This window comes from Hominisplanchenecus murintestinalis (genome assembly GCF_943193015.1).
Lineage (GTDB): Bacteria > Bacillota > Clostridia > Lachnospirales > Lachnospiraceae > Hominisplanchenecus_A > Hominisplanchenecus_A murintestinalis.
In genome coordinates this window covers 22,081-47,685 of the sequence record NZ_CALPCM010000021.1, presented here as the reverse complement: position 1 = coordinate 47,685, position 25,605 = coordinate 22,081, and the positions used below count along the sequence as shown (strand labels likewise).

Below are 25,605 nucleotides of genomic sequence, written 5' to 3'. Positions count from 1 at the left end.
ATCCAGCCCTTTGCGAACAGCAAACTTTAAATGGGCTGGATTCCGTAACAGTGAAGCCGCAGGCTGAACTGTTACGAGCAGTTCTGTCAAGCCGAACTGTTACTTGAAAATAGCCTCTAAATCCGATATACTAAAACCCGACAAAAAGTTACTGTAAAACAATTATAACAGCGAGGTAAACATATGGCAGGATCAACATTTGGGAATATATTCAAAATCACAACCTGGGGAGAATCTCATGGCAGAGGCGTAGGTGTGGTAGTAGACGGCTGCCCCGCCGGGCTTCCACTGGACGAATCAGATATCCAGAAATATCTGGACAGGAGAAAACCAGGACAAAGCCGTTACTCTACTCCCCGCAAGGAAGAAGACACCGTTGAAATTCTTTCCGGCATATTTGAAGGAAAAACCACAGGAACCCCTATTTCTATGACTGTATACAACAAATCTCAGCGTTCCAGAGACTACAGCGGCATTGCCGGGTATTACCGCCCGGGACACGCCGACCTCACTTATGACATGAAATACGGATTCCGCGATTACCGGGGCGGAGGCCGCTCCTCTGGCCGGGAAACCATCGGGCGCGTAGCTGCCGGAGCCATCGCCTGCAAAGTCCTGAACCAGCTCGGTATCCGGATTCTAACCTATACAAAAGCCATCGGGCCCATAGAAATCACTCCGGAAAACTTCGATATCCACCAGATTTCAGAATCCCCTCTCTATATGCCAGATTCCCAAGCAGCCGAAAAGGCGGCTCATTATCTGGAAGAATGCATACGCTCTCAGGACTCTTCCGGAGGAGTCATCGAATGTGTAGTGGACGGAATGAAGCCTGGTATCGGAGACCCTTCTTTTGAAAAACTCAGCGCTAATCTCGCAAAGGCCGTATGCTCCATCGGCGCCGTAAAGGGCTTTGAAATCGGCGATGGCATGGCAGCGGCTAAAGCCAAGGGTTCCCAAAACAATGACCAATATGCCCTTTCTCCTGAAGGCGACATTCAAAAACTTACAAACCATTCGGGCGGTATTCTAGGCGGAATCAGCGATGGCAGCCAAATTATCCTGCGTGCCGGTATTAAACCAACCCCTTCTATTTCCCAAAAACAGTCTACCGTTACAAAAAGCGGACAGACTGTCCAAATAGAAGTAAAAGGCCGCCATGACCCCATCATTGTTCCCCGTGCCGTAGTCGTAGTGGAATCCATGGTTGCTTTGACTCTGCTGGATATGATGTTCACAAGCATCAATTCCAACATGGACAACCTAATCCGCTTTTTTTCCTAAACGAACTGCCGCCAGACATCCTGTATCCAGAAACATTTTAAAGGCAGCGCAAACGAACATTCTCTCGCTTGCGCTGCCTTTTGCTAAAGCTTTTCTCCCTACTCTTCCACTCTGGAAATCAGAATGCAGTTTGGCGTATCCACTTTAATCGGCCGCCCTTTCTGGACAATAATTTTCTTTTCATAATCAATGCGGAAAAAGCGTATCTCATTAGATTCATGATTCAACACCACTAACGTTCGCTCATCCGGAAATACCTCTAAATCCTTCGGATACTTTCCGCTGATCGGCAGAATACAAAGTTTCTCCAACATTCCTGTTTCCGGATCAATTTTAAAAATCCCGGCGCTGTTTTCCCCTGCTGTAGAACAGTAGAGATATCTGCCGCTTGGGGATATCCTGAGCCCGGATGCGGCACATCCTCCCTCTTTCTCATCCATCACCGTGCTTACCTTCTGAATCAAATCAAACTGAGGAGACTTGCCCGCACCATCATAAGAATAAACTAAAATCTCATTGCTCAGCTCACAAATGACATATGCAAACCGCCCGTCCTGGCTAAAACGAAGCAGCCTTGGTCCCGATTCCAGCTTACAGCGCACAATATCATACAGCTTCAGCTTTCCGGTGGTGGGATGAACCGTATAAAGCTTTATCTGATCAATGCCATTATCCACTACACACAGGTACTTTCCATCCGGTGTCGGTGTCGCACAGCTTACATGCGGCCTGAAGTTCCGCTCAGCCACGCTCCCCAGCCCTTTATGGAAAATCCCGTCCATGACCGAACCAAGCCTTCCGTCTCTGTGGATGCGCACAACTGTAATCTTTCCATCATGATAACCTCCCACAAACAGACGGTTTCCCTCTAAATTTGTAGAAAGGAAACATCCCCGCATTCCATCAATCCCCACTTTATTTATCGGTGTCAAATCGCCGTTCTCATCAATTTTTAAAACTTCCACACCCTCATCCGCTATGGAATATAGATATTTTCCGTTATTTGATTTCGTAATATGGGAGGCATTATTTACAGGAACCACTTCACGCTCCTTCATATGCCCTTCCTCTACATCCAAATCGTACACATGAATTCCTATGCTGCTCCCGTGGGTATAAGTGCCCACATATGCCACATATTTGTCCTGTCCCATTTTCTATTCCCCTCCTTCGCATATTCAGTAATCTAAGATGTACTTATTTTAACACAGAAAAAATCTATTGACAACTCCTGCATCTTGCGTATAATCAGATATAACGCTTGTTTATTGATACTAAACTCAAAGTTTATTTTTGCTGTTCTACAGCACGAAAGGCGGTTTACATGGACATTGGATTAAAGCTGAAAGAACTGCGCACTGCTTTACGGCTGACTCAGGAGGAACTGGCAGACCGCGCCGAGCTGTCGAAAGGTTTTATCTCCCAGCTTGAGCACAATCTGACCTCCCCTTCGATTGCCACACTGACGGATATCCTGCAGTGCCTTGGCACGAACCTGCAGGAATTTTTCGCAGAGACATCGGAGGAACAAATTGTTTTTAGGAATAATGACTATTTTGAAAAAATCGATACGGAACTTTTCAATAAAGTCGAATGGATTATTCCCAACGCCCAGAAAAACATCATGGAACCTATACGGCTGACGCTTGAACCCGGAGGTTCCACGTATCCCGACCAGCCTCATGAGGGTGAAGAATTCGGATATGTGTTAAGCGGCGCTGTATTGATTCACATTGGCAAACAGACTTACAAAGCGAAAAAGGGCGAATCTTTCTACTTCGTCCCGTCAAAACGGCATTTTATCGAAAATGCAGGAAAGGGCGCTGCCACACTTCTCTGGGTCAGCTCCCCGCCCAGCTTTTAACGAGAAGGGAGATACTTATGAGTAATAAACTGATTGACCTGGTAAACATCTCAAAATCTTATGACGGGCAGCTTGTTCTGGATGAGCTGAACCTGTACATTCGGGAAAATGAATTTCTCACTCTTTTAGGCCCCAGCGGATGTGGAAAAACCACCACCCTGCGCATTATAGGCGGTTTTGAAACTCCGAATTCCGGAAAAGTTATCTTTAACGGCGAGGACATCACCCACCTCCCCCCAAACAAACGGCAGATTAACACTGTTTTCCAGAAGTATGCGCTTTTTACCCATATGAGCATCGCAGAAAACATCGCGTTTGGCCTAAAAATAAAGGGCAAAAGCAAACAATATATTTCCGATAAAATAAAATACGCTTTAAAACTTGTAAATCTGGACGGTTTTGAAAACCGTTCCCCCGCCTCCTTAAGCGGCGGGCAGCAACAGCGTATCGCCATCGCACGGGCTATCGTAAATGAGCCGAAAGTACTCCTTTTGGATGAGCCTCTGGGCGCACTGGATCTGAAACTCCGGCAGGATATGCAGTATGAGCTTATCCGCCTGAAAAATGAGCTTGGCATCACTTTCATCTATGTAACTCATGACCAGGAAGAAGCCCTCACTATGTCCGATACTATCGTAGTTATGAATCAGGGCTACATTCAGCAGATCGGCACGCCGGAAGATATCTACAATGAGCCGGAAAATGCCTTTGTAGCCGATTTTATCGGAGACAGCAATATCATCCCCGGCCTGATGCTGGAAGATAAAATCGTACAGATACAGGGAGTTTCTTTCCCCTGCGTAGATATAGGATTTGGGCATAACCGCCCTGTAGATGTGGTTATCCGTCCAGAGGATGTAGAGCTGGTCAGCCCAGAGACAGGAACCATCTGCGGCACTGTCACCCATCTGATTTTCAAAGGGGTGCACTATGAAATGGAAGTCATGGCGGCAGGACGCGAATGGCTGGTACACAGCACACACATGTTTCCGGTCGGCACAGAAGTCGGAATCCATGTGGACCCTTTCAACATACAGATTATGAACAAACCGGAATCGGAGGATGAGGAGGCGACAGTCATTGAAGAATAAACGTTTACTTGCAGGGCCTTACCTCTTCTGGGCGGTATCCTTTGTGGTAATTCCCCTGCTCATGATTTTTTATTACGGCATGACAACAGAAACCGGCAGTTTCACCTGGGATAACATCGCACGTACGGCTATGCCGGAAAACTTGAAAGCCCTGGGGATTGCTCTGCTTCTGGCTTTCGTCAGCACCGTTATCTGCCTGCTTCTGGCCTATCCGCTGGCAATGATATTGTCCCGGAAAAATGTGAACCAGTCCAGCTTTATCGTGCTGATTTTCATTCTCCCCATGTGGATGAACTTCCTGCTGCGCACCTTGGCATGGCAGACTTTGTTGGAAAAAACAGGCGTTATTAACAGCATCCTGAACATTCTGCATCTGCCCTCGCTGGACATCATCAACACGCCCTATGCCATCGTTTTAGGCATGGTTTACAATTTTCTGCCCTTTATGGTGCTGCCAATTTATAATTCTCTGTGCAAAATCGACGCAGATATTGTAAGCGCTGCCAGGGATTTAGGGGCAAATGCTTTCCAGACTTTTATTAAAATCACCCTGCCTCTGACAGTTCCAGGCATCATCAGCGGAATTACTATGGTATTTGTCCCGGCCCTTACTACATTTGTCATTTCCGACTTGCTTGGCGGCGGCAAGATTCTGCTTATCGGGAACGTCATTGAACAGGCATTTAAACAGAGCAGCAGCTGGAACGTAGGAAGCGGGCTTTCTCTGGTATTGATGATTTTTATTATTGCAAGTATGGCAATCGTTGCCAAATATGATAAAGATGGGGAGGGAACAGCATTTTGATTAAAAAAGCAGCCGAAAAATTTTATCTTGCCTTGATTTTTATTCTCCTGTATGCGCCAATCCTCACCTTGATTGTGCTCTCTTTCAACGCTTCCCGAACCCGAGCAAAATGGGGAGGCGCCACCCTGCACTGGTACCAGGAGCTGTTTAAAAATGAAGCCATCATGAGCGCCCTGTATTCTACGCTTCTCATCGCCTTGCTCTCCGCACTGATTGCTACTTTCATCGGTACTGCGGCGGCAATCGGCATCCAGAGCATGAAACGGAAATTCCGCACATTTTATATGGGGCTTACGAATATTCCTATGATGAATGCGGAAATCGTCATGGGCATTTCCCTAATGCTTCTTTTTATTGCCTTTCGGATAAACCTTGGATTTTCTACCATCCTGATTGCGCATATCACTTTCAATATCCCTTATGTGATACTGAGCGTGATGCCCAGGCTCAAGCAGACAAACAGGCACACTTATGAAGCCGCATTAGATTTAGGCGCATCGCCGCTTTATGCATTTTTCAAAGTGATTTTTCCGGATATCCTTCCTGGCGTACTTTCTGGCTTCATGCTTGCTTTTACCATGTCGTTGGATGATTTTGTAATTACCCATTTTACAAAAGGGCCGGGTATTGACACCCTTTCCACAAAGATTTATTCCGAAGTGCGCAAAGGCATCAAACCGGAAATGTATGCCCTTTCTACCCTGCTTTTTATTTCCGTATTGCTTCTGCTTCTGCTGATTAACTTTTCACCAAAAGACTCCTCTCAGAAAGCCAGAAAGCAGACTATCACACGCAGATCAAGGGCTCTCGCTTTTGCTTTTAAAAGAGTTATACCGGCGCTTCTTGTACTGGCAGTTACTGCCGGCGGTATTTATTACTCTTTCCAGGGACAGAAAAGAAGTAAGCAAAAAGTTATCGTATACAATTGGGGGGAATATTTAGACCCGGAAGTCATTACAATGTTTGAAGAGGAAACCGGCATAGATGTCATCTACGAAGAATTCGAGACAAATGAAATCATGTATCCCAAAGTACAGTCCGGCGCCATCGCCTACGATGTTGTGTGCCCTTCTGACTATATGATTCAGAAAATGCTAGACAACGGTCTGCTGGCTGAAATCAATTTTGACAACGTCCCAAACCTCAAAAACATCGGTCAAAGATACATGGATAAATCCCGGGAGTTTGACCCCGAGAACAAATACTCCGTCCCCTACTGCTGGGGCACCGTAGGTATCCTCTACAATAAGACGATGGTGGATGAACCGATTGACAGCTGGAGCATTCTATGGGATGATAAATACCGTGACAATATTCTGATGCAGGACAGTGTACGTGATGCTTTCGGCGTTACCCTGAAATATTTGGGTTACTCCCTGAACTCCACAGATTTAGATGAACTGACTGAAGCAATGAATCTTCTAATTGTTCAAAAACCTCTTGTCCAAGCATACGTTATCGACCAGGTTCGGGATAAAATGATTGGCAACGAAGCGGCAATCGGCGTCATTTATTCCGGCGAAGCGATTTACACACAAAATGAAAACCCTGATTTGGAATATGTGATTCCAAAAGAAGGTTCCAATATCTGGATTGATTCCTGGGTAATCCCGAAAAATGCGGAGCACAAAGAAAATGCCGAAGCTTTCATCAACTTCCTTTGCCGTCCAGACATCGCATTGATGAATTTCGATTACATTACCTACTCTACGCCAAATACAGCAGCAAGAGAACTGATTGAAGACGAAGACATCCGAAACAGCAAGATTGCATTCCCTGATGATTCTGAGCTGGAACACTGCGAGACCTTCCACTATCTCGGAGATGAGGCAGACGCCGTCTACATGGACTTGTGGAATAAAGTAAAATCAAAGTAACAGGAGGAAACTATATGAACTTTAAAGAAATGAAACCAGAAGAATTACAGAAAAATCCATTTACCATGATTGGAAAGGAATGGCTCTTAGTGACTGCCGAAAAAGACGGCAAAGCCAATACTATGACCGCTTCCTGGGGCGGCATGGGCGTAATGTGGGGAAAGAATACTGCATTCATTGTCCTTCGCCCACAACGTTACACAAAAGAATTCATAGACAGCACTGAAACCTTTTCCTTGTCTGTTCTGGACGAATCCTTCCGAAAAACCTACGGCTACCTCGGTTCCGTTTCCGGAAGAGATGAGGATAAAATCGCAAAATCCGGTCTGACAATCATACACGAAGGTGCAACCCCCTATTTCGAAGAAGCAAGCACCGTGCTCATATGCCGAAAACTCTACGCCCAGGAATATCAACCAGAATGCTTCCTGGATGTAAGTGCAGAACAGAAATGGTATCCTAACAAAGATTACCATACGATGTATATCGCTGAAATTGAAAAGGTACTGATAAAAGAATAATTTGGAATAAAATGCGCCCCGCCGTTTTCTCATATACGGCAGGGCGCGTTTTTAATATCTCAGGCAAAATACCTTTCAAGCTGTAAGGTCTTTCATCCCTATTTTTTCCTTCAGCATCTTCACATCTCCCTCAAGGACATTAATGCGAAGCGCAATCATTTCTCTTTCTGCATCCAGCCTCAATGCCTCGTCAAGTTTTCTGTTCAAATCAAGATGACCTTCCGCCACACGCTGGATATTTTTATTCGTTACATTTTCCACCATCATCTCAAGAATAGTCATGCGCTGATCCAGTTTCTGTACGTTCTCCTTAAGATTATGTACATCCTCTTTCACTACTTTCAATTCACTCTTAAAGTTCTGTAATTCTGCTTTAAAGTTCTGTAATTCTGCTTTAAAGTTCTGCAATTCTGTTTTGAAACTTTGCAATTCCGCTTTAAAAACCTGCAAATCCGTGTTGAAGCTCTTCACCTCTTCTTGGATCTTACGCATATCTGCACGGGAACTCTGTACATCCGCATGAACTTCCTGTACATCATTCTTTAATGGCTGCATCTGAGTCTGAACAATATCAGATATAGCTTTTAACAATTCATTATCTGTCAAAAAATCACTCTCCTTTCTGTTATGGACATACTATACCATAAACAGATAAATACGTCAATTATTATTTTGAGATTTGATTTTTATTTTATGTGACTTTATTATGTTGCATTTTATCCCGCGAACTTTGTATAATATCCCATAATAAAAATTCCGATTACGATAATAGGCAGAATAAATTTCACATATCCCCGAATCCATCTTGGGAATCTCATACCTTTTCCGGCATTTGCTTCTTCCAAAAACTTATCATATCCCCATCCATACCGGCTGGTACAGAATAGCAGATAAATCAAACTTCCAAGCGGCAACAGATTGTTGCTTACAATAAAATCTTCCAAATCCAACACATTGCTTCCCTCACCAAAAGGCATAAAACCGCTCAGAAGATTAAATCCAAGTACACACGGCATCGAAAGGACAACAATTGCCACAAGATTCCAGAGTACTGCTTTCTTTCTGGAACAGCCCGTTAAGTCCATCGCAAAGGATATGATGTTTTCAAACACTGCAATAATCGTAGAAAGCGCTGCAAAGGACATAAACAGGAAAAACAGCGTTCCCCAGATTCTGCCTCCCGGCATAGCGTTAAATACATTGGGCAGCGTAATAAAAATCAGGCTAGGTCCGCTGTCCGGCTGCACTCCATAAGCAAAACATGCCGGAAAAATAATAAGTCCCGCCATCAAAGCAACCAGTGTATCCAACACCGTCACGCTGACAGCTTCCCCTGTAAGCGAACGCTCCTTCCCTATGTAGCTCCCGAAAATTGCCAGCGCCCCAATGCCCAGGCTTAATGTAAAAAATGCCTGTCCCATCGCCGCATAAACTACCTCGCCTATCCCGGATTCAAACAGCTTGCCAAAGTCAGGAAACAGGTAAAACCTAAGTCCTTCTTCTCCTCCCGGAAGCACTGCTGAACGCACCGCCAGCACTATCATCAGGAGCAGCAGGCAGAGCATCATAACCTTCGTTATCTTTTCCACACCGTTTTTCAATCCTTTGACACAGATTCCAAAGGCAATCGCCACCACCAGAATCATAAAAAAGGTCATGGTTCCCGGCTGTCCGGTCAATTCCGCGAAAGCATTTCCTACCTGCGCAGTATCCATCCCTTCAAACTTCCCTGCGCCCATTTTGAGAAAGTACAGAAGCATCCAGCCGCCTATTGTCGTATAAAACATCATCAACAGATAGTTTCCCGCCATAGCCCCCCATTTGTACAAATGCCACTTCGTCCCTTTCGGTTCCAACACATCAAAAGACAACGCCGCACTCTTCTGGCTTCCCCTTCCGACAGCAAACTCCATTACCATAATAGGGAGACCCAAAATCAGCAAAAAGAACAAATACAGCAGCACAAACGCCGCCCCGCCATATTTTCCCGTAATATAGGGGAATCTCCACACATTTCCCAGTCCGATTGCGCATCCCGCCGAAATCAGGATAAATCCCAGGCGAGAGCCAAACTTTTCTCTTTCCATAGCTTCTTCTCCTATTTTTCTTTAATAAACGATTCACAAACATCTCAGAAATATCTTGTATTTCCTTCATATCTGCTTTTTAACGTTATCTATTATTCTACATTATTTTTCCCGGTAAAGGAAGAGAAATTTAAAAGTTCTTTCATTATTTTCCTGTGCGTGCTATAATCGGAGCTGAAAAAGCAAAATTTATAAAAAGGAAATGTAACTATTCAGCTATTAATTGCACTTTGTCCATCTCGCCACAATTGTATATTACATTTGAAAGCTGAACGGTTACCACGGAATCATATGAAGCGAATTTTTAAATATACAATTTCACCGGAAGATTCCGGTTCTACAATAACAAAATACCTTAGGGACCTGGGATATTCCAGGCATATCCTGACCCACTTAAAATATACGGAACGCGGCATCCTTCAAAATGGCAGTCCGGCATACACAAACCGTTGTCTTTTTGCCGGAGACACTCTAACTATTACACTTTTAGAAACGGAATCTTCTAAAAATATCATTCCTATTCCCATGAACCTGTCCATTATATACGAAGATGAAGATATCCTGGTAGTGGATAAACCTGCAGACACTCCTATCCACCCTTCTATGGATAATTATGAGAACACGCTGGCAAACGGCATTGCCTGGTATTTTCAGAAACAGGGAATTCCTTTTATATACCGCTGCATCAATCGTCTCGACCGCGACACCACCGGACTTCTGATTATTGCCAAGCATATGTACAGCGCTTCGCTTCTCTCACAGATGTCTGCACGCCGTGAAATCCATCGGGAATATCTGTCTATCGCCGCTGGTCTTGTTCCAGACTCCGGTGTTATAGATGCTCCTATTGCGCGCCGGGAGGCTTCCGCTATTGAACGGTGCATAGATTTTGAACGGGGTGAGCGCGCCGTTACCCATTTCTGGCGTGAAGCCGTTCAGGACGGCTGCTCCCTTGTCCGCTTAAAACTGGAGACCGGGCGTACCCATCAGATTCGCGTCCATATGCAGTATCTGGGACATCCTTTAGTCGGTGATTTTTTGTATTGCTCAGATTTTCCCGCTTATCAGAAAAGAATGCAGCGCCAAGCGCTGCATTCCCATCATCTGCAATTCCAACATCCCATCACCGGACAGCAGATGAGCTTCACTTCTCCTCTCCCACCAGATATGGCATGGATTTTCTAATTATCTTTATCCCGTCTTTTCTTGGAGTACATGACTCCGCCAATGCACAGCAGACATACCAGACATACAATTACCAACGGAACAATCGGTGAATCGTCACCAGTCTTCGCAGCTGTCTTGCCTGTATTCACAGTACTTGTATAATTCGTCGATGAGTTTCCTGTTCCCGGCCGGACAGTTCCCGTCGTAACGGTGCTGGAAGCAAGTTTGAAAGAGACGGATTTCGTATCTGCCGTGCCGTCATCTACCCATTTATCCCCGTTGTATTTCTGACGGTTATACGTCACCTTCAAGGTATAATCCCCGGCATTGGAAAACTTAAACGTCCCTTTGAACTCATCCGTGGTAAAATTATTTACTGTGCTTACTGCCCAGTTTACCGGCCGGTATCTCACATCGCCTTCTTTCGGACTCTTATTGTCCATGCCGCCGCCAACTGCCTGGAACACAATATCTGTATTTGTACGGTAAGTCTTTCCTGCTTCTAAATTCAATATTTTATTAGAATCGCTGCCCGGTACTTTAGGTACATACGCTTTCACCGTTACACTGATGGAAGTATTCAGACTGATTTTATCTGGATTGTATACGCCGTCAGGCAGCTTAACTTTTCCGGTAACTTTAAATTTCTGAGTCTTTACCTTATACTTGCTGTAGTCCGTATCTTTTACATTCCAGGTCACATTCGCTTTTTTGATCCCGTCCGAAGTTTTAATCTTCACTTTTTCCGGAAGCCCCAAGGCGCTCGCCTTCTTATCCTGACCGTTTTTCTTTGTCACTGCCGACGGCTTCACGATACTCAAAATCTTGCTTCCCGTTACTTTAAAGACAGCTTTTACTGCCGCGCCGCTGCCCTGTTCTGTTTTAACTGTAATATTTTCTTCATATGTGCCGGAATCCAAACCTGCTTTCGGACGCACCGTAAAGCTCGCTTTCGCACCTACTGCCAATTCTGTCGCAGAAAGCGCGCCGACTTCAAAAGCTGCGGCTGATGGCTGAACTAATTTCACTGCGCCTGTTCCGGTATTTGTAATTTCTACCGTCTGTGCCTCCGGCGCTTTATAACCCAGCGTCTGAGATGCAAAATTCAGTTCTGCCGTATTTGCCTTAATCATATACACGGGTGCGGGCTTTGGCGCATTGACCTGAAACTTTGCCTTAACTTCTAATTTCTGTCCATTGTCACCTGCAATCTCTACTGTCTCATCATAAGATTTCTTCTTCAGACCTGTCTTTGGCTGAATTGTAAACACCGCCGTTTCCCCAGCTCCCAAATCTGTTTTTGACAAACTCCCAATCACAAAATCGACTGCCTGAGGCTGTGTAAGTTTTACCTCCGCTGCCCCGCCATTTGTAATCGTTATCGTCTGGCTCTCCGGCGCCGCTGTATAGCCTTCTTCTGCCGTTCCAAAATCTACGGCAGCTTTATCTATACTCAGCGCCGGTGCCGGCGCTTCTGATTCCGTTTCCCCTTCCCGCGGAGCATTGTCCTCTGTATTCCCGGTTCCCTCTTCTGACTTTGCCTCTGGCGGTTTCACGGCTTCTGCCTCTTTCGTTTCCGGAACCTTTGCCTCTGTTTCTTTTGTTTCGGGTGCCTTGATAACTTCTGTTCCCTTTGTTTCAGGAGTCTTGGCAGACTGTGTATCTTTCGTTTCAGGAAGCTTGATGGCTTCTGTCTCTTTTGTCTCCGGCGCTTTTACAGCCTCGTCATCTTTTTTCTCCGTTTGTTTCTCTTCCGTCCCGGACGTCTCTGTATCTTTTGTATCTTTTATCTTAGTTTCTTCCGTCTCACTTTCCGCTTCCTTTTGAACTTCTTTTGTCCATTTGGAAGTATAGGATGTTTTCGAATCTTTGTCCTCTTTTACTATAATACGGAATACTTTTCCCACATCTTTTGCTTTCAGAGTCAGAGACGTTTCTCCATCACCTGTATCAACAGCCTTAGAATCTTTTTCCCCGCTTCCTTTCTTCTGCCACTGAATCACTGCTTCCGACGCGTTTTCCAGTTCCGAAAGGTCTGCTTTTAATTTCTCACCAACCACCGCTTTACCTGTAACAGTGACTTTTACTTCCGCTTTCTCTGTTTCCGCAAACGCCTGTACCGGAAGAATCCCTAGTACCAGACACACTGCCATCAAAACTGCATAAATTTTTTTCTTCATAAAAACACCTTCTCTCCATTCATTAACATCTTAACCCACTGTGTCTCTTGTTATCCTTATTATACTTAAAACACAAAGAAACCACAAGACACTATACGCAAATTTAAGATTTCTTAAGAACTTTCAGTAACAGAACAGAAAATTTCTACAACTATATGTGCAATTCCTTGTATTTTCAAAAAATGAAGAGGAAACACAGTTTCCTATGCTTCCCCTGACTAATGTTCTATACTGTATTTCAGCTCCGCCAAGCCACGCAGCTGCTTTACCGGATTCTGTCCGGAAAACCTACTTTTCTCTGTACCTTCCTGAGCGTCTTCATTGCATAATAATTTGCCTTCTCTGCATTATTCTTAATCACAGAATCAATATATGCCTTATCCTTCTCCAACTCTGCTATCCGCTCCTGGATTGGTCTCAGTACGGATACAACCGCCTCGCCTACTGCAGGTTTTAGCTCCCCATATCCCTTGCCGTCAAACTCGCGCACGGCTTCATCTGGTGTTTTCCCAGTACAGGCGCAGTAAATATTCAGCAGGTTTTTCACTCCCGGCTGTTCATCACGATACAAAATCTGTGCTTCTGAATCTGTTACCGCGCGTTTACACTTCCTCATAATCGTATCTGCATCATCTGTCAGGTAAATGCTGGCATTTGGATTTTCATCTGACTTCGACATTTTTTTAGACGGCTCCTGCAGGCTCATAACTTTCGCCCCTGTCTTTCCGATATAAGCTTCAGGAATCGTAAATACGTCTCCATAAATATTATTAAACCTCTGTGCAATATCCCGTGTAAGCTCCAGATGCTGCATCTGGTCAATCCCTACCGGAACCACATCCGCCTGATAAAGCAAAATATCTGCCGCCATTAAAACGGGATATGTAAACAGACCCGCATTGATATTGTCCGCATGTTTTGCAGCCTTATCCTTAAACTGCGTCATGCGGTTCAATTCTCCCATGTAAGTAAAACAATTTAGGATCCAGGAAAGCTCTGCATGTCCCGACACATGGGACTGATAATAAATACAGTTTTTCTCCGGGTCAAGCCCTGCCGCTATATACAGTGTCAGAAGCGCACGGGCGCGTTTCCTAAGCACCGCGGCATCCTGGCGCACAGTAATGGAATGTAAATCCACGACGCTATAAAAACACTCATACTCATCACTCAAAGACACCCAGTTCTTCAATGCTCCCAAATAATTCCCAAGCGTCAAGTTCCCTGTCGCCTGCATTCCACTGAACAATACCTTCTTATCATTAATCATCTCTGTTCTTTCCTCCATATTTTTCCTGAAAGCAGCGTAACTGTTCCATTCCTCCACTATTACATCTTAGAGACATACGCCAAATTATTCTTATTTTATCATCTGCCCTTCGGAAAGTCAATTCAGCTGTCGTCTTCCACACCATCATCCGCCAAACAATCATTTAACAGGCTGCGTCTATGTATTTTATAGTATACCAGTCCGGTCACGTCTGCCAAAACCCAGCCAATAGGGACAGACCACCAAATGCCTGATGCCCCAAGCGCAGGCAGCGCGGAAAGAACATACGCCAGCGCTACCCTTGTTCCCAGTGAAACCACAGTCAATACCACTGACATCCCCGGGCGTTCCACCGCCCGGTAGAAACCATAAAGCAGGAAAAGACATCCGATACCCCAGTAAAATGCTCCTTCTATACGCAAATATTGTACCCCAATTTCAAGAATCTGAACTTCCTCCCGTTTTACAAAAAGAAGCATCAGCTGTTCAGCAAACACCCATACAACCAGGCTGACAGCCAGGCAGAACAGTACGGAACATACCACCGCGCTTTTTATACCTGCCCGGATACGTTCCGTCTTCTTTGCCCCGAAATTTTGTGCTGCAAAAGTAGAAAATGCATTTCCGAAATCCTGTACCGGCATATAAGCGAAGGAGTCAATCTTCACTGCCGCAGCAAATGCCGCCATCACCACGGTTCCAAAGCTATTCACCAACCCCTGAACCATCAGAATCCCCAAATTCATCACCGATTGCTGCAGGCAGGTCAAAAGCGAAAATCTGGCAATCTCACAGAATATATCGCGCTTTAATTGCATTTTTCCCGGAAGAATACGATACTTTGGGTGCCTCACCCATGTGTAACACAAAAGCCCTGCTCCCGACACAAACTGGGCCGCCACCGTTGCTGCTGCCGCACCGCCAACGCCCCAGTGAAATTTTATCACAAACAAAAGATCCAAAAGGATATTCAGCGCCGCGCACACACCCAGAAAAAGCAGCGGCGTTACAGAATCTCCCACCGCTCGCAGAAGGGATGCAAAAAAATTATAGAGGAACGTAGCAAAAATCCCAAAAAAGATAATCCACAGGTACTCCCTCATCATCCCATAAATGTCATCCGGAACCCTCAAAAAATAAAGAATCGGATCTATCAGAAAGAACACTGCCGCATTCAGCGCCAAAGCCAGAGCCCCAACCATCAAAAACGAATGCAAAATTCCCGCCTGAAGCCCCTCTTCATCTTTCTCCCCACTCCGAATAGAAAATACTGCCCCGCTTCCCATGCACAACCCTAAAAGTATAGATGTCAAAAATGTCATAAGCGTATAGGAAGAGCCGACCGCCGCCAGCGCGTCCGCTCCCAAAAACTGCCCTACAATTAAGGTATCTGCAATGTTATAAAGCTGCTGCAGAAGATTTCCTAAAATCATAGGAAATGCAAAACCAAGTATCGTCCTTGTAATTGGCCCGGCAGTCAGGTCCTTTTGTAATTTTAATGCGCTCATAAACTCTCTCCGCTATCTGTCCCACTTTGCTTTCAAGTATCTCGTCCTTACAAACCGATAAAGCGCAGCTTCCCCTTTTTTATCTAAAATCCGCAACAGCCCTTCCAGCTCTTTTGCCGTATCCGGGTGCATTAAATAATGGTTTTTTCCCTTCAGATAATATGCCAGCGGAAAGCTGTCCGTATATGCCGCCCCATTATATACTTTTGAGGCAGCTATCCTGTCCATCAGCATCTCGGCTACGTATTTTCTCGGCATTTTCACGCCTGCCATCGGCACTGCATTCTGCTCCAGGGTATAATCTGTCCAGTATTCAAAATGGTGTTTATTCCTCCCCTTATGGTGCAGCCATGCCTGGGAATATCCATAGACTTCCCGTTCCGCATTATTGGGACTGCGGCTGCCCTGGTAATAACGGCAGCCAACCAAGAACTCTGTCGGAGAATACTTTGACAAGTCATGAAGAAGCCCCTGACGGTAAAGCCCTATGTGAAAACACCCTTTCATCACCAGTATTTTGTGTTTTGTTATCGTTGCAAAATGTCCGATTATCCTTCTTAACATTTTCCTTTCCTCTCCCAATCAAAACTTTCACTGTTCTCGCCGGAACTGTAAGTATCCTGTCTCCTGTATATACCGGCTCCTCTCCTTCCTGATATACGCCGCAGGCACTGTCAATCGCCACATACCATCCCATGCCGTCTGGCAGGTTCGGAAGCGCAAATTCATTTTCTTTCCAGTGCAGATTATAAGCCACATAGATAAACTCTTCCTCACCTGCATATTCCCCGCAGTACAAGATGCCGATTTCCCTGTTATAACTCTCAAACTCCACATACCATGCGCGGTTGCTGTGATAAGAAATCTCCGGATAGCCGCAGAACAGGGTATCTATGAGCTTTAACTCCCGAGGCATATGTAAAATTTTATGGCGTTTGCGAAACGCAATCACGTTACGCACAAAACCCGTCAGCGCTTCATTCTTCTTCGCTGCCCGCCAGTCTGTCCAGGAAACCTCATTATCCAGACAGTAAGGGTTATTGTTCCCTTTCTGGGAATTCCCAAACTCATCCCCCGCCTGAATCAGCGGCGTGCCTCCGGCAAGAAGAAGCATCAGGAAAGCATTCCTTATCTGCCGGTTCCTGAGCTCCAGAATCTTTTTCTTACGTGTCGGCCCTTCCTCTCCACAGTTCCAGCTGATATTCCGGTCTGGTCCATCATGGTTCTGCTCTCCATTTTCTTCATTATGTTTCTCACTATAGGAAACTAAATCCATCATGGTAAATCCGTCATGCCCTGCAATATAATTGATTACCCCAAAAGCTTCCGGGTTCCGCCTGAGCCTGTATGTAAACGCTTCCAACTGCCCTTCGTCACCTTTCAGAAGTCCCCGCATATCCTCCATAAATCCCGTGTTATATTCTCCCAGATTCCTGATAAAAGGCGTTTTTTTGTCCCGCCGGGCTTCCTCCTGCGGAAAATGTTCACCCAAAAGCTTTATTCCGGCAAGCAGCGGATCCTTCGCAAGCATCTTCGCAAGCCCGTCATTCCCCACAATATGAAAGCCATCAATATGATATTCCCTTGTCCAGTAAATCAGACAGTCAGCCGCCGTCCGGAAATCCATATCCTGGGTGAAATAGAAATCCATCAGCACCTCTATTCCCTGCTGGTGCAGCTCATATACCATATCTTTCATTTCATCAACGGGACTATGCCCAGCCGCATAGGAAGCTTTCGGCGCAAAATAACTGCCCTTCACATAGCCCCAAAAGTTCAGCTTTTCCGGATGGCACTCCATAGTTTCACTAAATTCATAAGCCGGCATCAGCAGCACCTGATTAATCCCCAGCTCTTTCAAATATCCTGCTTTTTCTGCAACACCGCAGAATGTTCCTCTATGACGCACCTTAGAGCCAGGCTGCATTGTAAACCCCCGGACATGCAGGCAGTACATGACAGCATCCTCGTACGGTATCCCCAAAGGAGCATCATCCTTCCAGTTATATGTGTGAAAGGCAAATCCACACCGTATCTGATGCCCATCCTCATTTGAAACAGCTTTCCCAAACTTATCCCTTCCCCGCACGATTACGGCATAAGGATCCTGGACAATCTTCTTTCCAATCCGGTAGTTATATTCGTACCTGCGTGCATCCAGATTGCGGAGCTTTATACCATAAAGCTTCCCCATCACCCGTTTATCCTTCAGCGGAAACTCACCGGTAATCTCATCTGTTCCTTTTTTATAAAGTACGAGATATGCATCTTCTGCCTCATCTAATGTAACGCGAAAAACAATACCTCCCTGTTCTTTCACTGCTCCCAGTCTGCCTATTGTCCCACAAGCCTCTTCTATTATCTCTCTCTTCATAGCCATCCCCGTCCTTTCCCCATTATTCCTCTAACAAAAGCTCTACCGGGCAATGATCGGAACCAAATACCTCTGTATGGATTTTCGCATCTACCAGCTTGTCTTTCAATATTTCTGAAGCGCAAAAATAGTCAATACGCCACCCTGCATTCTTTTCTCTTGCCCGAAAACGGTAGGACCACCACGAATAAATTCCTTCCAACTCAGGATAAAAGTAACGGAACGTATCTACAAATCCCTCCTGTAAAAGCTCTGTAAATTTCTGTCGCTCCTCATCGGTAAATCCTGCATTCTTTCGGTTTGTTTTAGGATTTTTCAAATCGATTTCCTGATGGGCTACATTCAAATCACCGCAGAACACCACCGGCTTTTTCTGCTCAAGCCCTTTTAAATAAGACAGGAAATCCGTCTCCCACCGCATTCTGTAGTCCAGACGCGCCAGCTCATTCTGAGAATTCGGTGTGTAAACTGTGACCAGATAAAATCCGGGATATTCCAGAGTAATTACACGCCCTTCCCGGTCGTGTTCCTCTATCCCCAGGCCGTATGCCACATGCAGTGGTTTTCTTTTTGTAAACACTGCCGTTCCCGAATACCCTTTCTTCACTGCATAATTCCAATACTGGTCATATCCCTCCAACTCCAGGGAAATCTGCCCTTCCTGAAGTTTTGTCTCCTGGATACAGAAAATATCTGCATCTGCCTCCCTGAAAAAATCTAAAAATCCCTTTTGTACACAGGCGCGCAGCCCATTCACGTTCCAGGATATAAGTTTCATTATTCTGCCCTCCATGTCTGCCCTATTCATTCATTATCTTATAGAAAAAGTATAGCACAATCCCGCGCTTATGGATAGAACTATTCTTATAAATAGCTTGCAATCTTATCTTCTATCTGATACATTAGTATAGTACTACTAACAAAAACTTATACGAGGTATGAAAGATGAGCGAATTTGAAAACAGCTGCAGCGGCGATTGCGGATGCTGCGGAAGCGACTGCGGCTCCGTAGAAGGCGGCGCCAGCGTAACTTTGACACTGGATGACGGTTCTTCTCTGGAATGTGCAGTTCTTACTATCTTCCCTGCCGGGGACAAAGAGTACATCGCACTCCTCCCTCTGAATGAGAACGGACAGAATGAAGACGGCGAAGTGTTCCTTTACCGCTTCAGTGAAGTGAACGGCGAACCACAGCTTGAAAACATTGAAGATGATGAAGAATATGATATCGTTGCCGACGCTTTTGATGAGTTGCTGGACAGCCAGGAATTTGACGAAATTGTAGGCGAGGACGAGCTTGACTAAGCTTTCTGCACTTTGCACCACTATGAACTGTGGCGGAGAAAAGATTCTCCGCCACAGTTTTTTTCAATAATGTTTACCGCCGCAAGCATGGTGCCGAATATGGCCGGCCTTTCTTAATGTTCTTCTTAAGTTCCTCTACGAACCTGGACGGATGCAGCGTTTTTCCGTATTTCTCTTTTGCATAATAAATATGCAGATGCTCCTTCGCACGCGTCATGCCCACATAAAACATTCTCCTTTCCTCCTGCATATCCACATCCAGGACAGCTTTTCGATGGGGCATATTTCCCTCATTGGCATCTACAAGAAACACAATCGGGAATTCCAGGCCTTTGGCGCTGTGGAGCGTCGTAAAAATTACTGCATGGCTCTCCCTCTGTTCCTCCTTTGCCTGACGCTTCAGTGTTTCGGCATACTCTTCTATATGGCAAAACCAGTCTTCAAATGTATGGAAATTTTTCGCCGCCTCCTGAAGCTCGTTCAGCACGTCATAAAGCTCCTCTGGTTTCATCCTGCGGTAACGCGCATATTCTTCCAGATATTCCTCATATCCCACTCCGCAGCGGATAAAATTTACCGCTGCAAACGGAGTCATTCCAGCCAACAAGCGCAAATCATACTCCAGCTTATCGACGCGCTCTTCCATCCATTCTTTATCCTTGTAATATGTCCTCAAATTCTCAAAAGAAATCTCCATACTATCCAGGCATTCCCGGCTCACATAACGTTTTGGACGATTGATAATCCGAAGGAACTCTTTCCTCTCCCGGCTCCCCATCGCCATTTTTATATAAGACATCAAATCTTTGGCAATCCAGTGCTCATAGATATTCGGCAAAATGTCCCTCATACGAAAAGGAATATTATACTCCATGAATTTTCCCACCATCAATCTCGCCCCGGTATTTGTACGGAACAGCACCGCAATATCCTCCGGGCGGTAACCGCCGTCCAGATATTCTTTCACTTTATTTACCAGATATGTATTTTCCTGCGCCTGATTTACAAAACCATGAACCTCAATACGCTCTCCCGCTTCCTTAACGCCATGAATCTGCTTTGGATAACGCATCGTGTTATTTTCAATCACCCGCACCGCACCTTTGATAATATTCTCTGTAGAACGGTAATTCTCCTCCAGTTTCACCAGTTTTGCCTCTGGGTAATCCTTCCCGAAATTCAACATAATTTCCGGTCTGGCTCCCCGGAAACGATAGATAGACTGGTCGTCATCTCCCACGATAAATAAATTATTTTTTGGCTCTGCCAGCAGACGGATAACGTCATATTGAATCTGATTAATGTCCTGAAACTCGTCAATTAAAATATATGGAAAGCGCTGCTGCCAGCCTTGCCTTATGTCCTTCCTCTCCTGCAAAAGCTCATAAGTATAAACCAGCATATCATCAAAATCCAGAAGCCGTGACTCCATCAGTTTCCGCTGGTACTTTTCAAAAATTTCCCGAAAAATCTCTTCAGAACAGTTCGCCGAATAATAATGTTCCAGCGGCACCCTGTCATTTTTCACCGTACTGATTTCCGCCGTAATCCCAGACAGAAATTCCGACTCGTCTTCTATCTCCAGCTCCATCCGTCCGATGATTTCTTTCAGGAACTGGTATCTTTGCTCTTCCCGCAGAATATTCGCTCCCGTATAATGATATGCGTTCTTCAAAATATTAAAAAAAACAGCGTGAAAAGTCCCAAACGTGACAGGCAGATGCTTCCCGCCCATCAGCCTTCCAAAGCGCTCCTTCATTTCAATAGCGGCAGCTTTTGTAAAGGTAATTACCAAAATCCCGGAAGGCTGCACGCCGCCCTGCTCTATCAGATATTTTATTCTCTGTGTAATAACGGTGGTTTTGCCGGAACCGGGCCCTGCAAGGCAGATGCAGGGTCCTTCGGCATGGGCGACTGCCCGTGATTGTGCTTCGCTCAGACTCATATTACTCTCGCGCACCCTCCAGCTTTTCTATCGCTCTGCGGATTCTGCCAAGAGATTCTTCTTTTCCGATAATCTCCAGAATCTCCGTAGCGCCCGCCGGAGTTGTCTGCTTACCGGATGCCGCAGTACGGATAGGCCACATAACATATCCTGTTTTGTATCCTTTATCTTTCGCATACGCAGACAACATCTCAAACAATGCGTCATTCCCAAAATCTTCCTGCGCCTCCAGCAGAGGAATCACATCTTTCAATACCCCCAGTGATGTCTCTGCATTTGTTTTCATCTTCTTATGCGTATACATCGAAAGGTCATAATCCGGCACTTTCTCAAAGAAATTAATCATTGCCGGAATATCCTGGAATACTTCGATACGGGTCTTTACCATTTGTGCAATCTTTTTATCATCCACTTCCCTGTGAATTGTCTCCCTGATGAATGGAAGCGCCCTTTCATAAAACTTATCGAAATTCATGGCCTTGATATATTCGCCATTCATCCATTTCAGCTTTACCATATCAAATACTGCCGGGGATTTGCTCATATTCCGGTACTCAAATGCCTCTGCCAGTTCCTTTAAGCTAAAAATCTCTTTGTTATCTTGTGGACACCATCCAAGAAGCGCCACATAATTTACCACCGCTTCCGTCACAAACCCCTGCTCAATCAAATCCTCATAAGAAGAATGGCCGCTTCGCTTACTCAGCTTCTGATGTTTTTCATTCGTAATCAAAGGACAGTGTACATAGATAGGTACCTCCCAGCCAAACGCTTCATACAAACGGTTGTATTTCGGCGCAGAAGACAGGTATTCGTTCCCCCTCACCACATGCGTAATCCCCATCAGGTGGTCGTCCACCACGTTTGCAAAATTATAAGTAGGAAAACCGTCAGACTTTATCAAAATCATATCATCCAGCTCTGCATTCGGCACTTCAATCACGCCGTAGATCTCATCCTCAAACTTCGTTGTTCCCTCCCGCGGGATATTCTGACGGATAACATAAGGCTTTCCTGCCGCCAGGTTCGCCTCAATTTCTTCTTTTGGCAGGTGCAGGCAGTGCTTATCATACATCACGATTTCCTTTCCCGCCACATCCTGCTTCAGAGATTCCAGTCTTTCCTTATCACAAAAACAGTAATATGCTTCGCCCTTCTCAATCAGCTTTTTTGCATATTCCAGATAGATTCCTTTTTCCTGGCGCTCGCTCTGAACATAAGGTCCTGTGCCTCCGTCCTTGTCAGGCCCCTCGTCATGTATCAGCCCCGTCTCTTGCAGCGTATGGTAAATAATCTCCACCGCCCCCTCTACGTAACGCTCCTGGTCGGTATCCTCGATACGCAGGATAAAATCTCCGCCCTCGTGCTTTGCAATCAAATATGCATACAATGCCGTTCTCAAATTTCCTACATGCATCCGCCCGGTAGGACTGGGTGCAAAACGTGTTCTCACTTTACTCATTTTCCATTCTCCTCAGCTATTTATACAAAATCTACACATCAGTAAATTTCTCTCCGGAAATTATATACTGAAAGATGGGTTTTGTCCAGCGTCTGGTGAGACATCCCTGGTAAATTGCGTTTTATCGCAGAGACTGCCACATCCCGCTAAAAATCTGCGAAATCATTAGCAGTACTTACTCCGGACAACTACGGAACCGACGATTTATCATTTACAGCAGATAATTACGGAACTGATAATTTCCCAATGTTTACTCTGGATGTCAATAATCCAATATTCAAAAGCAATCAGCAAATTATATTCTTGAACTATATATTTTAATAACATATATTGACAATAAGTTCATTTTAAGCTATAAATATATTTATAAGTAACAATTTCCAATATTAAATCAGTAACTGTTTTAATAATATTATAAGTTTTAAACGATTATATTTTCAAAAAGAAAAGGGGGAAATTTCATGAAAAAAGCACGTAAATTTTGCGCACTTATACTGGGTATATCCATATCTTTCGGAACTTCTAGCCATGCAGCAGAAATTATAGAACAACCTGTCAGCCCAGAAATTGTACTGGATGACGCTCAGAATGTAGAAAAAATACTTGAAGAAAAAACTTCACTAGAAGAAGTAGAGCGAGATATTGATACATTGAACAACCTACTGCCTGCTCAAAAAAAGCGTTTTTCACTTCAAGAACAAATGACAATAGAAACAATTACAGAACTATCCAGAGAGGATGCTATATCTACTGCGGAAGCTATAAATCAGATTCAAGACGAAAAGCTTTATGAGACAGCATTACACGAAGTATTGAATGCTTATTATGAGGAGGAAAGTTTCAATATAAGTCAGATAACTGCTTTTTCAAGCAAAACAGATTCACGTGCAAATAGTATGTTAGCAGATTATGCTGAAGCAAAAGCAGAACGGGATAAGCAAAATCTATTGAATTATAAAGCTGGAGAAGTTCTTATAACTTTTAAAGACGGAACTACTGAAGAACAAATTGCAGAAATCGCCAATTACATTGGCGGGAGTTATCATATTTTAAGAACTTTTCCTATTAATGAGAACTTGCCTGAATGTGATTTAAAACGACTTGAAAAAGTAAAGGATTATAAATTCCCACTAATCGTAGCTATGAATATTGGCTTGGATATGACTGTTGAAAAAGCAAAAAAACTTTTGGGAACTTTAGACTGTGTTTCCCATGTAGAAATGGATGGAATTGTAAGAAATCCTGTGTCAATACAAAGTGATTTTGGTGTAAATGACACAAAAGTAAATGAACAAACCTATTTAAACCAAATCCAAGCAACACAGGCATGGAAAACCTATCAAAGCTCTGGAACAGAAGTACTAGCCCAAGAAACTTATGTGGCAGTGATTGATACTGGTCTTGATATCACACATGAGGACTTAAAAAATCAATATTCTAAAGAATTAAGTATCTCTTTTGTAAAAAACGGAAATAGTGTGGATATACAACCTATGAATCTCAATAACTGCTATTTGCGAGACTATGTTACTTATGCCGATCATGGAACAGAAGTCGCAAGCGTTATTGCAGCAGAATCCAATAACAAAAAAGGAATCGTTGGCATAGCAAGCCCAGAAGGCAATCTAACTAAAATCATCGCAATAAATTTGTACTATCAACCATATATTGAAGATGGAAAAAAACAATATCATTTTGAAAACAAATCCCTGATTGAGGCAATTCGTTATGCTGTAAGCAATGGAGCACGAGTTATTAATATGAGTCTTGGGATCTCTTGGGAAGATCCTGACGTACAAGATGTAATTAATTATGCCCATGAGGCAGACGTGGTCCTATGTGGTGCTGTAGGAAATAACGGTAAAAATGAAAGTTATTGCCCCGCTAATTTTAACCATGTAATATCTGTTGCTTCTGTAAATAAAGATAATACACGCGCTAGCTTCTCAAATTATCATAATACTGTCGACCTCGCAGCACCGGGAGTTGATATCTACGTTTGTACTCTTAATAATGGATATATTTCAAGTGGTGGAACTTCCCTTTCTACACCTATGGTTTCTGCTGCCGCCGCAATCCTTGCTTCTATGCGATCTGTACCTACAGATAAGATTTTAAGCGCGGATGAAATTGAATCCATTTTATGCGAAACTGCAACTGATCTATTTACTCCTGGAAAGGACATTTATTCCGGTTATGGACTATTAAATATCAACCTTGCTCTTCAAACTGCCAAACAAAAATTTATCAGTAACATTGCACCAACAAATATGCAAGCTGTTGCAAAAAATTATAATTCTATTGCTCTGCATTGGAAAGGAATTACATGGGCAGAACGTTACCTAATATTCCGTTCAACAGAACCAAATGGAACATATACAAAAATAGCCAGCCTCCATTGTGATACAACCTGCGATACGAATAGTAATGGAAATGGTTATTGGTGGTATAAGGATTCAAATAGAGCGACTGGCACTAGATATTATTATAAAATACGTGCTGCTATTTCCTACAAAGATAGTTTTCGATTTAGCAATTATACCCCTATTGTTAATGCTGTATGCACATTGAATACGCCGACAGGTTTATCATTAACTTCCACTACTGGAAAAATAACTGCTGCTTGGCAGAAAGTTGATGGAGCAGAAGGATATCAAATTTGGCGTTCCGAAAGCAAGAACGGTACATACAAACGTATTCATACTATAACCAGCGGAACAATTCTTTCCTATTCAGATGCAACACCAAAAGCTGGCACTACATATTATTATAAAATACGTGCTTACCGCAAGCCAAATGGAACAGCCATTTTCTCAAATTTTTCTGCAATCGCAACTAAAAAAGCAAAATAATAATTATACAAGG

20 protein-coding genes are annotated in these 25,605 nt (G+C 44.2%); 9 read left to right on the top strand and 11 right to left on the bottom strand.

Annotated features, from left to right (window positions below; translation table 11 throughout):
* The first annotated feature begins 183 nt into the window (after positions 1 to 183).
* Positions 184 to 1,284 carry a chorismate synthase gene (aroC, locus tag NFR99_RS09040; RefSeq protein ID WP_251353458.1) on the top strand — a complete coding sequence of 367 codons (1,101 nt, stop codon included), beginning with the start codon at positions 184 to 186 and terminating at the stop codon, positions 1,282 to 1,284.
* Between the two features lie 98 nt (positions 1,285 to 1,382).
* Here the strand turns inward: aroC and NFR99_RS09035 are convergent, their stop codons facing one another.
* Complete coding sequence (locus tag NFR99_RS09035; protein ID WP_120485059.1) at positions 1,383 to 2,438, bottom strand: lactonase family protein; 1,056 nt, start codon at positions 2,436 to 2,438, stop codon at positions 1,383 to 1,385.
* Between the two features lie 170 nt (positions 2,439 to 2,608).
* Here NFR99_RS09035 and NFR99_RS09030 point away from each other — a divergent pair, with 170 nt between their 5' ends.
* Genes NFR99_RS09030 through NFR99_RS09010 form a run of 5 tightly spaced genes read left to right on the top strand, consistent with a single transcriptional unit; the run spans position 2,609 to position 7,442 of the window.
* Positions 2,609 to 3,148: a helix-turn-helix domain-containing protein gene (locus tag NFR99_RS09030; RefSeq protein WP_120485060.1), complete on the top strand. Its 540-nt coding sequence runs from the start codon at positions 2,609 to 2,611 to the stop codon at positions 3,146 to 3,148.
* A gap of 17 nt (positions 3,149 to 3,165) precedes the next feature.
* Positions 3,166 to 4,239, top strand: a complete 1,074-nt coding sequence (locus tag NFR99_RS09025) for an ABC transporter ATP-binding protein (RefSeq protein WP_120485061.1) — start codon at positions 3,166 to 3,168, stop codon at positions 4,237 to 4,239.
* Positions 4,229 to 5,044 (top strand): ABC transporter permease, encoded by an 816-nt coding sequence (locus NFR99_RS09020; protein WP_120485062.1) that lies wholly within the window; start codon positions 4,229 to 4,231, stop codon positions 5,042 to 5,044. The genes NFR99_RS09025 and NFR99_RS09020 overlap by 11 nt, the downstream gene beginning before the upstream one ends.
* Complete coding sequence (locus tag NFR99_RS09015) at positions 5,041 to 6,921, top strand: extracellular solute-binding protein (protein WP_120485063.1); 1,881 nt, start codon at positions 5,041 to 5,043, stop codon at positions 6,919 to 6,921. The genes NFR99_RS09020 and NFR99_RS09015 overlap by 4 nt, the downstream gene beginning before the upstream one ends.
* A gap of 14 nt (positions 6,922 to 6,935) precedes the next feature.
* Positions 6,936 to 7,442, top strand: coding sequence for a flavin reductase family protein (locus tag NFR99_RS09010; RefSeq protein ID WP_120485064.1), 507 nt, complete (start codon positions 6,936 to 6,938; stop codon positions 7,440 to 7,442).
* Positions 7,443 to 7,517: 75 nt separating this feature from the next.
* Here NFR99_RS09010 and NFR99_RS09005 read toward each other — a convergent pair whose 3' ends face one another.
* Together NFR99_RS09005 and NFR99_RS09000 are read right to left on the bottom strand one after the other, a co-directional pair.
* Positions 7,518 to 8,048 (bottom strand): hypothetical protein, encoded by a 531-nt coding sequence (locus tag NFR99_RS09005; RefSeq protein WP_120485065.1) that lies wholly within the window; start codon positions 8,046 to 8,048, stop codon positions 7,518 to 7,520.
* Positions 8,049 to 8,158: 110 nt separating this feature from the next.
* Positions 8,159 to 9,529, bottom strand: a complete 1,371-nt coding sequence (locus NFR99_RS09000; protein WP_120485066.1) for a sodium-dependent transporter — start codon at positions 9,527 to 9,529, stop codon at positions 8,159 to 8,161.
* A 291-nt stretch (positions 9,530 to 9,820) separates the two neighbouring features.
* Here NFR99_RS09000 and NFR99_RS08995 point away from each other — a divergent pair, with 291 nt between their 5' ends.
* The gene (locus NFR99_RS08995) at positions 9,821 to 10,714 is read left to right on the top strand and encodes an RluA family pseudouridine synthase (protein ID WP_120485067.1); all 894 of its coding nucleotides are present in this window, start codon (positions 9,821 to 9,823) and stop codon (positions 10,712 to 10,714) included.
* Here NFR99_RS08995 and NFR99_RS08990 read toward each other — a convergent pair.
* The 6 genes from NFR99_RS08990 to NFR99_RS08965 all read right to left on the bottom strand — a co-directional run bounded on the left by NFR99_RS08990 (position 10,711) and on the right by NFR99_RS08965 (position 18,806).
* Positions 10,711 to 12,876: a COG1470 family protein gene (locus NFR99_RS08990; RefSeq protein ID WP_135976566.1), complete on the bottom strand. Its 2,166-nt coding sequence runs from the start codon at positions 12,874 to 12,876 to the stop codon at positions 10,711 to 10,713. The genes NFR99_RS08995 and NFR99_RS08990 overlap by 4 nt on opposite strands.
* 265 nt (positions 12,877 to 13,141) lie before the next feature.
* Positions 13,142 to 14,146 (bottom strand): tryptophan--tRNA ligase, encoded by a 1,005-nt coding sequence (trpS, locus tag NFR99_RS08985; protein WP_135976567.1) that lies wholly within the window; start codon positions 14,144 to 14,146, stop codon positions 13,142 to 13,144.
* Positions 14,147 to 14,268: 122 nt separating this feature from the next.
* Complete coding sequence (locus NFR99_RS08980; RefSeq protein WP_251353457.1) at positions 14,269 to 15,654, bottom strand: MATE family efflux transporter; 1,386 nt, start codon at positions 15,652 to 15,654, stop codon at positions 14,269 to 14,271.
* Between the two features lie 12 nt (positions 15,655 to 15,666).
* Positions 15,667 to 16,218, bottom strand: a complete 552-nt coding sequence (locus tag NFR99_RS08975) for a DUF5662 family protein (protein ID WP_120485070.1) — start codon at positions 16,216 to 16,218, stop codon at positions 15,667 to 15,669.
* Entirely contained in the window at positions 16,112 to 18,028 is a 1,917-nt protein-coding gene (locus NFR99_RS08970) for an alpha-amylase family glycosyl hydrolase (protein WP_251353456.1), read from the bottom strand. The genes NFR99_RS08975 and NFR99_RS08970 overlap by 107 nt, the downstream gene beginning before the upstream one ends.
* A 22-nt stretch (positions 18,029 to 18,050) precedes the next feature.
* A complete protein-coding gene (locus tag NFR99_RS08965) occupies positions 18,051 to 18,806 on the bottom strand; it encodes an exodeoxyribonuclease III (RefSeq protein WP_120485072.1) in 756 nt (251 codons plus the stop codon).
* Between the two features lie 167 nt (positions 18,807 to 18,973).
* Here NFR99_RS08965 and NFR99_RS08960 point away from each other — a divergent pair, with 167 nt between their 5' ends.
* Positions 18,974 to 19,333 (top strand): DUF1292 domain-containing protein, encoded by a 360-nt coding sequence (locus tag NFR99_RS08960; protein ID WP_120485073.1) that lies wholly within the window; start codon positions 18,974 to 18,976, stop codon positions 19,331 to 19,333.
* 73 nt (positions 19,334 to 19,406) lie between these two features.
* On the opposite strand, the gene NFR99_RS08955 is transcribed toward NFR99_RS08960, so the two are convergent.
* On the bottom strand, positions 19,407 to 21,278 hold the full coding sequence (locus NFR99_RS08955; RefSeq protein ID WP_120485074.1) for an ATP-dependent helicase: 1,872 nt from the start codon (positions 21,276 to 21,278) through the stop codon (positions 19,407 to 19,409).
* A gap of 1 nt (position 21,279) precedes the next feature.
* Positions 21,280 to 22,740, bottom strand: a complete 1,461-nt coding sequence (gltX, locus tag NFR99_RS08950; protein ID WP_135976570.1) for a glutamate--tRNA ligase — start codon at positions 22,738 to 22,740, stop codon at positions 21,280 to 21,282.
* Positions 22,741 to 23,201: 461 nt separating this feature from the next.
* Here gltX and NFR99_RS08945 point away from each other — a divergent pair, with 461 nt between their 5' ends.
* Positions 23,202 to 25,592 (top strand): S8 family serine peptidase, encoded by a 2,391-nt coding sequence (locus NFR99_RS08945; protein ID WP_135976571.1) that lies wholly within the window; start codon positions 23,202 to 23,204, stop codon positions 25,590 to 25,592.
* The last annotated feature ends 13 nt before the right edge of the window (positions 25,593 to 25,605 follow it).

Excerpts from the sequence above, each read along its gene's own strand:
- NFR99_RS08975 (WP_120485070.1), bottom strand. The coding sequence starts at position 16,218 with ATGTTAAGAAGGATAATCGGACATTTTGCAACGATAACAAAACACAAA.
- NFR99_RS09000 (WP_120485066.1), bottom strand. The coding sequence starts at position 9,529 with ATGGAAAGAGAAAAGTTTGGCTCTCGCCTGGGATTTATCCTGATTTCG.
- NFR99_RS08945 (WP_135976571.1), top strand. The coding sequence starts at position 23,202 with ATGAAAAAAGCACGTAAATTTTGCGCACTTATACTGGGTATATCCATA.
- NFR99_RS08995 (WP_120485067.1), top strand. The coding sequence starts at position 9,821 with ATGAAGCGAATTTTTAAATATACAATTTCACCGGAAGATTCCGGTTCT.
- aroC (WP_251353458.1), top strand. The coding sequence starts at position 184 with ATGGCAGGATCAACATTTGGGAATATATTCAAAATCACAACCTGGGGA.
- NFR99_RS08970 (WP_251353456.1), bottom strand. The coding sequence starts at position 18,028 with ATGAAGAGAGAGATAATAGAAGAGGCTTGTGGGACAATAGGCAGACTG.
- NFR99_RS09030 (WP_120485060.1), top strand. The coding sequence starts at position 2,609 with ATGGACATTGGATTAAAGCTGAAAGAACTGCGCACTGCTTTACGGCTG.
- gltX (WP_135976570.1), bottom strand. The coding sequence starts at position 22,740 with ATGAGTAAAGTGAGAACACGTTTTGCACCCAGTCCTACCGGGCGGATG.
- NFR99_RS08960 (WP_120485073.1), top strand. The coding sequence starts at position 18,974 with ATGAGCGAATTTGAAAACAGCTGCAGCGGCGATTGCGGATGCTGCGGA.
- NFR99_RS08980 (WP_251353457.1), bottom strand. The coding sequence starts at position 15,654 with ATGAGCGCATTAAAATTACAAAAGGACCTGACTGCCGGGCCAATTACA.
- NFR99_RS08965 (WP_120485072.1), bottom strand. The coding sequence starts at position 18,806 with ATGAAACTTATATCCTGGAACGTGAATGGGCTGCGCGCCTGTGTACAA.
- NFR99_RS08990 (WP_135976566.1), bottom strand. The coding sequence starts at position 12,876 with ATGAAGAAAAAAATTTATGCAGTTTTGATGGCAGTGTGTCTGGTACTA.
- NFR99_RS09025 (WP_120485061.1), top strand. The coding sequence starts at position 3,166 with ATGAGTAATAAACTGATTGACCTGGTAAACATCTCAAAATCTTATGAC.
- NFR99_RS09035 (WP_120485059.1), bottom strand. The coding sequence starts at position 2,438 with ATGGGACAGGACAAATATGTGGCATATGTGGGCACTTATACCCACGGG.
- NFR99_RS08955 (WP_120485074.1), bottom strand. The coding sequence starts at position 21,278 with ATGAGTCTGAGCGAAGCACAATCACGGGCAGTCGCCCATGCCGAAGGA.
- NFR99_RS09010 (WP_120485064.1), top strand. The coding sequence starts at position 6,936 with ATGAACTTTAAAGAAATGAAACCAGAAGAATTACAGAAAAATCCATTT.
- trpS (WP_135976567.1), bottom strand. The coding sequence starts at position 14,146 with ATGATTAATGATAAGAAGGTATTGTTCAGTGGAATGCAGGCGACAGGG.